General features: G+C 51.0%; 12 protein-coding genes and 1 pseudogene. 9 read left to right on the top strand and 4 right to left on the bottom strand.

Translation table 11 applies throughout. From position 1 onward, the window contains the following. Positions 1-78 precede the first annotated feature (78 nt). Complete coding sequence (locus tag C6A40_RS23905) at positions 79-3,063, bottom strand: Tn3 family transposase (protein WP_045282343.1); 2,985 nt, start codon at positions 3,061-3,063, stop codon at positions 79-81. A gap of 159 nt (positions 3,064-3,222) precedes the next feature. Between C6A40_RS23905 and C6A40_RS23900 the strand changes: the two genes are divergently transcribed. From C6A40_RS23900 to C6A40_RS23885, 4 genes are all read left to right on the top strand, one after another. Further along, the gene (locus C6A40_RS23900; RefSeq protein WP_012695450.1) at positions 3,223-3,807 is read left to right on the top strand and encodes a recombinase family protein; all 585 of its coding nucleotides are present in this window, start codon (positions 3,223-3,225) and stop codon (positions 3,805-3,807) included. Positions 3,808-3,991: 184 nt separating this feature from the next. Further along, a complete protein-coding gene (locus tag C6A40_RS23895; RefSeq protein ID WP_000108589.1) occupies positions 3,992-4,549 on the top strand; it encodes an OsmC family protein in 558 nt (185 codons plus the stop codon). Positions 4,550-4,690: 141 nt separating this feature from the next. Next, the gene (locus tag C6A40_RS23890) at positions 4,691-5,272 is read left to right on the top strand and encodes a TetR/AcrR family transcriptional regulator (RefSeq protein WP_020277920.1); all 582 of its coding nucleotides are present in this window, start codon (positions 4,691-4,693) and stop codon (positions 5,270-5,272) included. A gap of 4 nt (positions 5,273-5,276) precedes the next feature. Next, positions 5,277-5,615, top strand: coding sequence for a carboxymuconolactone decarboxylase family protein (locus C6A40_RS23885; protein WP_021242988.1), 339 nt, complete (start codon positions 5,277-5,279; stop codon positions 5,613-5,615). Between the two features lie 29 nt (positions 5,616-5,644). Here the strand turns inward: C6A40_RS23885 and C6A40_RS23880 are convergent, their stop codons facing one another. Next, entirely contained in the window at positions 5,645-5,974 is a 330-nt protein-coding gene (locus C6A40_RS23880) for a thioredoxin family protein (protein WP_021242987.1), read from the bottom strand. Between the two features lie 213 nt (positions 5,975-6,187). On the opposite strand from C6A40_RS23880, the gene C6A40_RS23875 reads away from it, so the two are divergent. From C6A40_RS23875 to C6A40_RS23865, 3 genes are all read left to right on the top strand, one after another. Continuing rightward, the gene (locus tag C6A40_RS23875) at positions 6,188-7,294 is read left to right on the top strand and encodes an alkene reductase (protein ID WP_021242986.1); all 1,107 of its coding nucleotides are present in this window, start codon (positions 6,188-6,190) and stop codon (positions 7,292-7,294) included. A 65-nt stretch (positions 7,295-7,359) separates the two neighbouring features. Next, positions 7,360-8,061: a DsbA family oxidoreductase gene (locus C6A40_RS23870; protein WP_001194072.1), complete on the top strand. Its 702-nt coding sequence runs from the start codon at positions 7,360-7,362 to the stop codon at positions 8,059-8,061. Between the two features lie 65 nt (positions 8,062-8,126). Continuing rightward, on the top strand, positions 8,127-8,900 hold the full coding sequence (locus C6A40_RS23865; RefSeq protein ID WP_004729618.1) for an SDR family NAD(P)-dependent oxidoreductase: 774 nt from the start codon (positions 8,127-8,129) through the stop codon (positions 8,898-8,900). A 185-nt stretch (positions 8,901-9,085) separates the two neighbouring features. On the opposite strand, the gene C6A40_RS23860 is transcribed toward C6A40_RS23865, so the two are convergent. After that, a complete protein-coding gene (locus C6A40_RS23860; RefSeq protein ID WP_023287190.1) occupies positions 9,086-10,309 on the bottom strand; it encodes a MalY/PatB family protein in 1,224 nt (407 codons plus the stop codon). Positions 10,310-10,442: 133 nt separating this feature from the next. Then, entirely contained in the window at positions 10,443-11,312 is an 870-nt protein-coding gene (locus tag C6A40_RS23855; RefSeq protein ID WP_001567390.1) for a DMT family transporter, read from the bottom strand. Positions 11,313-11,552: 240 nt separating this feature from the next. Here C6A40_RS23855 and C6A40_RS23850 point away from each other — a divergent pair, with 240 nt between their 5' ends. Beyond that, on the top strand, positions 11,553-12,305 hold the full coding sequence (locus tag C6A40_RS23850; RefSeq protein ID WP_004729622.1) for an alpha/beta hydrolase family protein: 753 nt from the start codon (positions 11,553-11,555) through the stop codon (positions 12,303-12,305). 26 nt (positions 12,306-12,331) lie between these two features. Further along, positions 12,332-12,645 (top strand): annotated as a pseudogene (locus tag C6A40_RS23845) (Tn3 family transposase); the annotation flags it as partial. Positions 12,646-12,753 lie beyond the last annotated feature (108 nt).

The raw sequence follows: 12,753 nt of genomic DNA, 5'->3' as shown, positions 1-12,753 counted from the left end.
GATAGTTCTCCGAATGAAAGCCTGTCCTCAGCATAATACCGGGAAGGAGGGAGTGACCATCTCATTAAATATCCTACGCTAAGCCTGTTTTTTGTACAGAGTGCTATCTACTGAGCGTAACGAACGGTATTTCCCCTGTCCCAGCTTGAGGTTTGTTCGCCAGACGTAATCCCCACTCAGGTTGATGTGTTCCCATCCCAGCGGGGACAGATGAGAAATCAGCTGTTCATTTAATGGGATCCCTTTTCGCTTCAGAGAATCTATGGCTCTTTCTATATATACCGTATTCCACAGTGAGATCGCCGCAGTTAGCAACGTCAATCCACTGGCTCGGTAACTCTGGTTTTCCAGTCCCCGATCTCTGATTTCCCCCAGCCGATGCATAAAAACTGCTCGGGCAAGGGCATTGCGAGCCTCACCTTTATTCAGCCCTGCCTGTACGCGTCTTCGCAGGGAAGGATCCCGGAACCAGTCCAGCATAAACAATGACCTCTCGATGCGGCCAATTTCCCTTAGCGCTTTTGCCAGACCATTCTGTTTGGGATAGCTGGCCAGCTTTTTCATCATCAGTGATGCTGTTACCGTTCCCTGCTTTATAGAACTTGCCAGGCGCAGCACCTCATGCCAGTGGGTTTCAATTTCCTTTAGATTCAGGCTGGTTGTGGAGATGATTGACTGAAGCCCCGTATACAACTCGCCTTTTCCATGAATAAACAGCCGCTTGTCATGAAGGTCCCGGATCCTTGGCGCAAAAGCGAATCCAAGCAGATGCATCAGCGCGAAAACATGCTCAGTGAAGCCTGCTGTGTCGGTGTAATGCTCTGTGATTTCCAGATCGCTTTCGTGATACAGCAAGCCATCTAGTACGTGAGTGGAGTCACGCACGCGGCTGATGACTTTGGTGTAAAACGGGCTGTATTGGTCCGAAATATGCGTATAAATCTGCACGCCAGGCTCCTGACCGTATTTCAGATTGACCTGACCCGCATAACGCCCGTGACTCCCCGCCCGAAAGTTTTGTCCGTCAGACGATGACGTTGATCCATCGCCCCAGAATGCTGCCAGAGGCCGTTTTTTCTGAGCATTAACCAACTCGGCCAGCGCAGCTGAATAGGTTTCATCCCTGATGTACCATGCCTGGATGCCCTCAAGTGACGATTTTGTCGTTCCCGGACAGGATTCGGCCATTTTTGTCAGCCCAAGGTTGATGCCATCTGCCAGGATGGTAGTCAGTAACAACATTCTGTCTTTAGGTCTGACGTGATTATTTTTGAGATGTGTGAAATGGCGGGTAAAACCTGTCCAGCCGTCCACTTCATCCAGCATTTCAGTAATTTTAGGGTGAGGCAGCATGCCATAAACCAGATCGCCAAAAGGAGATGCTGCTGAAGGGACACTGTTATCCAACGGGGTAATTTTCACGCCTTTATCCGATATATCAACATCGGGCAAATCACCGGCCAGCGCCATCGCATTGACTTCCTCCAGGCGCGATGCCAGAAGCGTCATACGGCTCTTGATGTATTCATGGCAATCGGTCGGAACAGTAAGGGGTAGCTGGTTATCCCGGAGGGATTTGTCAAAATCGCCAGACGGGATCAGATAATCATCGAAATTCCTGTAGCGGCGAGAGCCCTTTACCCATATGTCACCTGAACGTAAGGCTCCCTTTAGTTCATTCAGCACGCAAAATTCGTAATATTTTCGGTCAATGCCGGTGGGAGTGATCACAACTTTTCTCCAGCTTTCCGGGATGAACCCGGTTGGCGCGGAAGGCGGTACTTTTCGGAGTTGTTTTCGATACATCTCTCTGACGGTATCCAGTGCGTCACTGAGCGGCATTGCGGCGGGTGCAGCCCTGAACTGCAACGCGGACAGCATCCGGGGGGCGTATTTACGCAGCGTACTGTATTTTTCGGTGATTAGATGCAACGGGTCGAAGTTGTCCTTACGTGACAGGAACCGCGTCTCTTCCACGCTGTTGATGAATTCCTGCCAGGGAAGGACGTCTTCTATTGCGGCCCAGGGGTCTTCCCCGGATTCTCTGGCGTTAAGCAATGCCTGCCCGACGGTAACGTATTGCTTCAGCTTACTCTGAATCAGCTTTCCCGTTTGCTGGAGCCGTTCGGCCTGCGTACGTTTTGCCCTGCTGAACAGACTACCCAGAATACGCTCGTGCAGATCAATAACTTCGTCAGTCAGGGTGGCCCTGGCCTCCGATATTATACAAACCAGTGAAGCATAACGGCGAACATCCGTAAATTTTGCCAGGTCCCGGCTACTCATTTTCCTGCCTTCGCGTGCGAGTTTCAGGAGCCGGTTCTGGTGAACGGAAAGCGCAATACCGTCAGGCAGAGCCAGCGACTCTATCGCATTTAATCGGTCGATATGTTGCAGGACATTTTTGCCATTAATTTTTCCCGGGGGCTGAAGCAGCCAGGCCAGCCGTGAGGGTTGTTCACCTTCTGAGATCAGCAGACGGTCCAGAGCCGCTTTTTGCTCCGGTTCAAGCGGCGCAGTCAGTGCGGAAAAAACTGCCCTGTCGGCAAGCGTTGCTGCTTCAGCCAGAGTTCGTTCGATGACCTCAACAGAGGGAAAAATAACCTTATTATTGTGGAGCCAGGAGAGCATTTCCTCTGCAAGTAAAAAACCTCTGTCTGTCCGCATGGCGTGGGGATAAAGGTGGCGAATGCAGTTTTTTTGCAGTGCCCGGTTGAATGGAGATAATTCCAGGTAGCGGTAGAGTTCAGCCAGATGTTCCCAGCGAGTGACCTCTCTTGATGCGTACTCGCTCCACAAATCAGACTGAAGTTTCAAATGAGCCGCCAGCCGGGAGACAACACCGTCGTGAGGGGATATATTTTTGTCGGGAGGAAACCCCGGTCCCCGCAAATAGCAGAGTAAAACAGCAAAGCCCAGGCGGTTAGCTGGCCTGCGGTGTTTATTAATAAGCGCGAGGTCATGTTCACTCAAAAAGCACATGCGGGTCAGAAGAACGTCATCATCCGATACAACCAACAAGCGTTCTTTTTCTTCACTACTGAGTATGTGTCTCCGTGGCATAAATGCTTCCTCTGCATATAGTTCATTGTAGTTATCGTTTTGCACTGACCGAAACCGGTCGGTTTCGTACACCACTTACAGCACATGTCCGAAACTTAGTGAAATTAATTTCGGACACACGTTATAATTCGGACATCCATTTCGTACGGAAAGTTTCCCATGTCACGTGTTTTTGCCTACTGCAGGGTCTCAACTCTGGAACAGACCACAGAAAACCAGCGTCGTGAAATTGAAGCGGCGGGTTTTGCCATCAGATCCCAACGACTTATTGAGGAGCATATCAGTGGCTCGGTTGCTGCCAGCGAACGCCCCGGATTTATCCGGTTGCTAGATCGCATGGAAAATGGGGATGTACTGATTGTCACCAAACTTGACCGTCTGGGTCGTAATGCGATGGATATCCGAAAAACAGTAGAGCAACTGGCGGCTTTAGATATTCGCGTTCATTGTCTCGCACTCGGAGGCGTTGACTTGACCAGTCCGGCCGGAAAAATGACTATGCAGGTAATTTCTGCTGTAGCGGAGTTTGAGCGGGATTTGCTGCTTGAGCGAACGTATTCAGGTATTGCGAGGGCAAAAGCGGCTGGAAAACGCTTCGGTCGCCCCCCCATCCTGAGCGAGGAACAAAAGCAAACAGTGACAGAGCGCCTAAATGCTGGCATCAGTATCAGTGCTATTGCCCGGGAATTTAATACCACCCGCCAGACTATCCTTCGGGTAAAGGCTGGATTGCTGCAAGAGTGAGCGGCTGGGAAGATTATAAAAAAATCAAATGGTTATTATGAAATAAAACAGCCTGCTGGGTTCTTTTCCCCCTATTTTTTATAAAAGAGTAGACAAAAGAGGTTCGCGACACTAATCTACCAACTAGATGATTGGTGCTGGTTACACCAGCTATACCTTTTATCAAGAAATTACAGGAGCCATTATGTCTACTACCGTTAAACCTTCTGCAGACGCAGCTGCGATCCACAATACCCGTGAAGCAGTTCGCAGCCAGCCTGGCCTGGGTAACCTGACTTTCCAGATGAAAGCCCGTTCCAGCGGCGGATTAACCGTTCGCACAGAGACCGGCGCCACAATCCAGAACGGCGTTATCGATACCAGCCGTGTGGGGAAATTTTCTAATATCGGTGATGAACCCGCAGGTTTACTCGGCACCGATACCGGCATGAGCCCGACTGAATACATCATGCAGGCGCTGGCTGGCTGTTATACCGCCACCCTTACCATGATGGCTGCTGAAAAAGGGATCGACCTGGACGGTATCGAGCTGGATCTTAATTTCGATATCAACCTCAACGGCTTCCTTGGGCTGGACAGCAACGTGCGTAAAGGTGCGAAATCTATTCGCGTCGATGTTCACCTTACGAGCAAGACCGCCAGTCGCGAGGAGTTAGAAGCGCTGGTCAGCGAAATGCAAAAGAATTCGCCAATCCACGATACTCTGGCTAATCCGGTTGAAATGATTACACGCCTGGCGTGATGTCAGAGATGTAATGCTGCCATTCAGAATGCAGGATGGCAGTGACGTTCAGCTCTGCACGATACTGAGTCAGTGATACAACTTGCTACGGAAAAATAGCAACAATATAATCTATCAACTAGTAGATTATATGGAGTAATTATGACAACCATGACACGGGAACGGCTGCTCAGCGAAGCAGAACACCTGATGCGCGAAAAAGGGTATTCAGTATTCAGCTATGCTGATTTATCAAAAATAGTGGGTATCACCAAGGCCAGTATTCATCACCATTTCCCGACCAAAGATATTCTGGGTGAGCAGGTGGTAATACAGGCGTTCTCTGATACACAACGCGTATTTGAGCAGATAGAGGCGACTGAGAAAAGCGCGGAGAGAAGAATTGCGGCTTACATCGATATCTTCGCGCAAAGCCATAAAGCTTCGCTACTGCCACTGTGTTGTGCGTTGTCAGCAGAGACCGCCAATCTGCCTCAGGCAATTACTGTACAGACATCACTTTATTTCGATATGCAAATCGAGTGGCTCACAAAAGTCGTCAGGGCGGGCATGGAGTCAGGTGAGTTTTCATCCCATGCCGAACCATCAGATATTGCTTTGATGATCATTAATGTCTGTGAAGGCTCAAGCGTAGTGGCGCATGCAACGGCCAGACCCGAAGTCTTCGCCAACAGCCTTAAGTATATAAAACTGCTTCTTAATACCCCTCATTCAGGAGAATGACACTATGCTGGACTGGAACAACTATCGCTCAGAGTTAATGCAACGTTTAGGCGAGTTGGGCAAACTGACCCCCGAGACCATGAAAGGCGTGGTTGCCCTGGGCAACGCAGGTAACAAAACTGACCTTTTGGGCGCAAAAGTGCGTGAACTCATTGCCCTGGCGTGCGCAGTCACAACCCACTGCGACGGCTGTATTGCTTTTCACGCCGACGCCGCTGTGAAAGCCGGTGCAACCGACGCTGAAATTGCTGAAGCGCTGGGCGTGGCGATTAACCTCAACGCTGGCGCGGCGGTCATTTATTCAGCCCGCACTCTGGATGCCGTCGGTCAGGCACGCGGTTAAGCATTAATAAATTCCACGTTAAAAGGGCATTACTGCCCTTTTTTTATGTCCGCAATAGCCTGAGCATATACCGATGCAGGTTTCACACCCGGTATGCGTTTAACTAATTGCCCTTCATGAAATATCAGCACAGACGGCAGCCCCCAGATCTCGTATTTGGTTGTCAGCACCGGCGCCTGATCTACATTGACTTTCCCCACCTGAATATCTCTATCGAGCCGGTCTGCAAACTGACTGAACATTTCTTCGCTGGCCTGACAGGGCGGACACCAGGGTGCAGAGAAACGTACCACCGATATTCCGTTGTACTGCTCTATCTGGCGGAAATTATCTTCGTTATAAGCTGTTAATGTACGCATGGTGATGACCTCGCAAAATGAGTGACAATTCAGAAATGGCTGCGTTATGACAAAAAAATACGACACAGCCATTGACCTACCTACTAGATGGTTGGTATATTGCCACCCATCAGATGTTTATGCAACTCCAGTGCGCGACGTCCAGTCGATGATACTGCCGGGCTGTGCAAATCCCTGCCGGGATACTCCTTTTTGTTTTTTGTGAGGTATACGATGAGTAAGCTTTTCACCCCCTACAATCTGTCTGGCCTGGCGTTAAAAAACCGTGTAGTCATGGCACCGATGACCCGCACCCGCACCATGAATGACGTGCCGGATGAGGTCGTGGCTTTGTACTATGCACAGCGTGCTTCTGCTGGCCTGCTCATCACCGAAGGGATGCCGGTTTCAGAAGAAGGCCGGGGTTACCTTTATACCCCTGGTATCTACAACGACGAACACGTCCAGGGCTGGCGTAAGGTGACACAAGCGGTTCACGCCAAAGGTGGCCGTATTTTCGCGCAGCTCTGGCACGTCGGCCGTATGTCTCACGTCTCTCTTCAGCCAGGCCACATAGCGCCGGTTTCAGCGGGCACCGTTCAGGCGGTCAATACCACCGTTTTTGCGCTGACCGAATCCGGAGAACCGGGCCCGGTTGTACCAAGCCAGCCACGCGCGCTGGAAACGCATGAAGTTAAACGCATCACTGCAGACTTCGTGCACTCCGCACGCCTGGCGATGGAAGCCGGCTTTGACGGCGTGGAAATCATGGCGGCAAACGGATTCATCTTTGACCAGTTCCTCAGTAGCGAACTGAACACCCGCACCGACGAATACGGCGGCTCGGTGGAAAATCGTCAGCGTTTCCTGCTGGAGACCATTGACGCCGTGGCGGAAGCCGTGGGTAACAGCCACGTTGCCGTGCGCCTGTCACCGTTCGGCCGCATTTATGACCTCGCGCCGTATGAAGGTGAAGAGCAAACCTGGTCAGCCATCACCGACGCGCTCGGTCAGCGGGAACTGGCCTACGTACACCTTTACTATCAGCCGGTGTACATCAAAGCGCCACTTCCGGAAGGCTTCCGCCGCCGTTTTCGCAACACGTTTAAAGGCACCATCATCGCTGCCGGCGGTTTTACCCGTGATATCGCAGAGCAGGCTCTGGAAGATGATGAGCTGGATCTGGTGGCATTTGGTGTGCCCTACATCGCTAACCCGGATCTGGTTGAAAGAATGCAAAACGGCTGGCCACTGGCAGAAAGTGACCGCGCCACCTACTACGGCGTCAGTGGTTCCCCGGAAAAAGGCTATACCGATTACCCGGTCTGGCAGGCGCAATAAATCCCATACGGTCGCGGTTCTCTGATAAGTGAGATCCGACCGCCCAACGTCTTTGAGGAATCATTATGCAAACGCTGAAACCCACCCTTACCATCGATATCTGGTCAGATTTGGTCTGCCCGTGGTGCTGGATTGCTAAAAAAAGATTTGAACAGGGTCTGAATCGCTTTGAATTTCGCGACCAGGTGGTGATCCGCCATCACAGCTACCGTCTGGCCGGTGGTACTCCCGCGATGCCTTTTAAGGATGCCATCGTTAAAAAGCTGGGCAGTCAGCATTCAGCGGAGCTGATGATGAATCAGGTGGGCACCGCCGGTAAATCTGAAGGTCTGATCTACAACTTCGACGGCATGATGTTTGGTGATACAGAAGATGCACACACCCTGCTGGTTGCCGCGCGTAAGGCCGGAATTGCGGACGCGGTGGAAGAACGTTTTTATCATGGCAGTATCACCGAAGGTCGCTCTCTCTTTGACCGTCAGCAGCTCGTTGCCATGGCCGTAGAAGCCGGTATGCCGAAAGCTGACGCTGAAGCCGCCCTGGAAAATGACGATTTTCGCGCCACCGTTTCCGACGATGAAGCCCACGCACAGTCTATTGGCCTCAGCGGCGTTCCGGTTTTTGTGATGAACGAAAAATATGCCATCAGCGGGGCTCAGGCAGCAGATAACTTTTTGAATGCCCTGCGTCAGGTCTGGGATGAACAGCAAACCGAATTTTCAGCCACTGCGGGTCAGACCTGCGGAACGGATGGCTGCAGTATTTAATCCGTCAACCGCCGGCAGTTTCACGCTGCCGGCAACGTCTTACCCACCAGTAATGGAGTCAGAAAATGAACACTTTTTTCAAAGGTAAAAAACTGCTCGTCGTCGGCGGTACCAGCGGCATGGGCCTGGCCGTGGCACGCATGGTACTGGAAGCGGGCGGCAGTGTCGTGCTGACCGGGAATAAAAAAGACAAAGCCGAAGCGGTGCAAAAAGAACTGAGCCCTCTGGGACCGGTTGCGGTCATCGCGGCGAACCTGATGACCGAAGAAGGTATGGAAACTATCCGTCAGGAAATTAATGCTCACCATCGCGATATCAGCCTGATGGTGAATGCCGCCGGTATCTTCATGCCCAAAGGATTTACCGAGCACAGCTTTGCCGATTATGACATGTATCTTTCGCTGAACCGAGCCACGTTCTTTATTACACAGGATGTCGTGAAGAACATGCTCGCCGCGAAGCTCGAAGGGTCTATCGTCAACGTCGGTTCGATTGGTGCTCAGGCTGCACTGGGTGACTCGCCGGCCTCGGCCTATTCAATGGCAAAAGCGGGTCTGCATGCCCTGACGCGTAATCTGGCGATTGAGCTGGCCAGCGCGGGTATTCGTGTCAACGCGGTGTCTCCCGGGATTGTTCATACGCCGATATACGAAGGCTTCATGGACAAAGCGGATATCGCAGATGCTATGAAGTCGCTGAACGATTTCCACCCGCTGGGACGCGTCGGAACTGCCGAAGATGTGGCAAACACTATTCTCTTCCTGTTGTCTGACAAAACCTCATGGGTGACGGGCGCTATCTGGGATGTCGATGCGGGCATCATGGCGGTCAGACGATAACCCCGTGACGCTGGCATAAGCCGCCCCTTAAGGGCGGCATTTTTTTGTCGCCAGACATGTCATCAGCAGGCTTCACTAAGAATATTCACGACCTGTTCATCCGTGCCTTTTGTGTTCCCGGCACAGGGTGTTATGCCGGGTTCTGACGACATCCTGACAGGACAAAACGGCCAGAGAGAAAGGGGTTATACACGATGAGGAGCCGGTATCCGCAGTACCTGTGAAATTCTTTTCATCCCTGCTGTCAGCATACTCCGTGGGCAGGCCAGATTTAACCGGATATATCCGTCCCCATTGTCGACAAACAGCAAGCCCCCTTCAAGAAGGACCCCTGACTCCCGGGCAAAATACAGCGATAAATCCTCACCTGCGGTGTCGGGCAGGTAGCGGCTAATATCTATCCAGGCCAGATATGTCCCTTCGGGGATCGAGAACCTGGTTTCGGGTAAATAGCTTTTGAGATAGTCGTGCAGGTACTGGAAATTGCCGTCAATATATTCCCTCAGATGGACAAGCCAGTCATCACATTCACTCCACGCCGCTTTGTTTGCTGCCAGGCTCAGTGGAGAGATGAACTCGTCGTGTCTGAGACGCCACTCGCTTCTGACACCGGGATCCGGAATAATGATATTTGCCAACAAATTCCCGGCCAGATTGAATGTTTTACTCGAGGACATGCAGGTAATAATGCGTGTAGAATCAGGGAAAAGAGAGGCGGCCGGTGTATGACCGATACCGCTTCGGGACAGGTCGCAGTGAATTTCGTCAGATATCACCCAGATGTCATTGGCCAGGCAAATTTCAATAATCCGCTTAAGTTCATCAGGCCGCCAGACTCGTCCGGTCGGGTTATGCGGATTACACAGGAAAAGAATTTTCACACGTAAATCGGCCTGACTGGCTTTGCGTGCAAAGTCTTCCCAGTCAGGTTCCCAGCCGCCTGCTGATTTTTTTAACGCCGAGTACACCACGCGACGCTGACTGTATTCACCCGCCTTTTTAAACGGGCCATATGAAGGCGTCATAATAAGAATACTGTCATCCATGTCGGTCAGAAGCGGGACGAGACGGTTCAGCGCGGGAATAATGCCCGGAGACAGCACAATGTCTTCCGTTTTGAAACGGTGACCATATTGTCGCTCACACCAGCTGCCAAAGATCTCATAGTATTCTTCGTCGTAGATTTTAGTGTAGCCGAGTATTTTTCTATCCAGACGGTCTCTGATGGCCTGAAGAATCGGCTCTGGTGTGGCAAAAGCCATGTCAGCAACCCAGAGGTTGATTAGCCCTTCTGCCGGATACCGCATTGCAAATTCGGACTGTCCCGAAAACAGGTATTCCCGCCAGCCGTCCACGGTGAGACTGTCTGTTTTCTCTCTGCTTACGTACTCATCAAAATCATATTTCATTTCATAAACCTGCCTTAGGTGTAGTCAGAAACGTCGACCTCAGTATTACTGTCAGTCTGATGCCGGAGCGGGAAAACTGGCTCGTGTGATTAACATAAGAGAATCATCACAACTGCATGAATTAATTGCGTTATTAAGGTTCTCTCGCCTTTGTCATCGACTGACGGGGGGATTTCTCGCGTGTCACCATCACAATGCCAGTCAGCACCGCCAGGGCAGAAAATATCGTTCTGACCGTCAGTGATTCATCCAGGAATACCACACCCCCTAGCATTGCCAGACAGGGAACGCTGAGCTGAAGGGTACTGGCGGTGATAGAGCCGAGAGAGGGTAAAAGGGTATACCACAATACATATGCACCGGCTGAGGCGGCGGCACCGGACAGCAATGACAAAGCAATGCCCGCAGCATCATAGTGACCCTGCTTCATAAACAGCAACGAAAGAGCGAGAGCCATCGGCGTGGCGAGTACAAAATTTGCCGCCGTTGAAGCCCCGGCCGCCTGGCCCGCCCTCCCCCTGACGGAATAGGCGGCCCAGGCTAATCCGGCAACGATCATCATAAGTGCACTGTAAAGCGGCGGTGCCTTCGCCCCGGGTAACAGCAGGGCAGCAATTCCTGCCAGAGCAATAACTAAACCGCAAGCCCGCATAACGGAGAGTGATTCCCCTTTAAATAATCCGTGGATCACCATCGCAAACTGTACGGCACCAAAAAGTAACAGCGCACCTGCCCCGGTATCGAGATGGATATAGGCGACAGAGAAGAGCACTGCGTACACCATGAGGTAAAATCCGCTCAGCGGACGCCACAGCGATAATGTAGTTTTTGCGTGATAAAACAAGAAAGGTGACAGGACGAGTGCACCACTGGCCAGCCTGAGGCTGCTGAATGAAAGGGGATCAATGTGGCCTCCCTGCAGGGCCAGACGGCACAGAATAGAGTTTGCAGCAAACGCCAGCATTGCCAGGGATATTTTAAGAATGAGCGCGCAATTGGCCATTCAGTGAGACCTCATAAAATTCTTGTAAACTACCATCTAGTTGGTAGCATAGCGTAAGTGATCACCGAACAGGAAGCAATAATCAGCTTTCAAACTGGAAGGTGAGGACAGGCATTCGGAATGAATTCTGTTTCACATCCCCAGTAGAGGAAGGAAAACGCGTAATGCCAGATGCAGAGCAGAAGATTATTTTTCCCTGCGATCAAACATATGAAATCAGTTTAAGACCTGGAATATCCTATGAAAAAACTAAAATTTACGTTCAAAAATGCGGCTGGTGAAGAACTGGCCGGATTGCTTGAACTTCCTGAAAATCCTAAAGCGTTTGCGCTGTTAGCTCATTGTTTTACGTGTGGCAAAGACCTCAAAGGCGCGGCGCGTATTGCGCGGAAACTGACAGAGAATGCTATCGCCGTTCTCCGGTTTGATTTTACTGGTCTGGGAAACAGCGAAGGGGATTTTTCCAACACCAACTTCTCATCCAATATTTCGGACCTGCTTTGCGCGGTAGATTATCTCCGCCGACAGTACGAAGCGCCTTCTTTGCTCATCGGCCATAGCCTGGGGGGATCGGCCATTCTGTCTATTGCCGGCGAAGTTCCTGAGGCAAAGGCCGTTGTCACCATAGGATCACCCGGAGAACTGACACACGTAAAACGTCTTTTTAAGGATGATGTTGAAAACATTAACCAGCATGGAGCCTATCCCGTTGAGCTGGCCGGGCGGGTATTTACCTTAAAGAAACAGATGCTGGACAATATTCAGGAACACAAAATCGCTCATAAGGTGTTCGCCATGAACAAGCCTCTGCTTATTTTTCATGCGACTGAAGATGATACTGTGTTAATTGAGCAGGCCGAAAAAATATTCAAAGCAGCAAAGCATCCCAAGAGTTTCATTTCGTTGGGTAAGGCGGATCACCTTCTGACTCATGCTCAGGATGCTGAATACGTTGCCGATATCATTATATCGTGGAGCGAATGTTACCTATAAACAGAGTAAATGCGTTCAAACTCGTAGCGCAGAGGGCGATTTTCTGCAGAGATCGGACGCTGTTTATGCTGGACTGATTTTGCGATAAAGGCTTAGGCCGATGCATACAGGCGGGGCTGAATAAGGGTGAGGCCCTTGGGCGAGCATCCTTCATGCACCGGCTGAATGAAATCAGGGATCTGGGGGTGGGAGGATCAGCGTTACCACGCCACCGGCGCTGACACTACATACGGCGGCGATAACACTCTGGAATACGGTTTATATAGAAAGAACCATTGAGCCGCTTAAGCAAAAAGGAGTCCCTGTTAATGAACTGCTGGTCTCTCATCCTTCTCCACTGCTGTACAAAATATAGTCTTAGCGTGGGATAATTAATGAGATGGTCACTCCCTCCTTCCCAGTACTATGCTGAGGACAGGCTTTCATTCGGAGAACCATCATGGAAAAC

The organism is Enterobacter sp. GER_MD16_1505_Eko_090 (assembly GCF_003331015.1).
Taxonomy (GTDB): Bacteria; Pseudomonadota; Gammaproteobacteria; order Enterobacterales; family Enterobacteriaceae; genus Enterobacter; species Enterobacter roggenkampii.
This window is presented reverse-complemented; position numbering and strand designations above follow the sequence as displayed.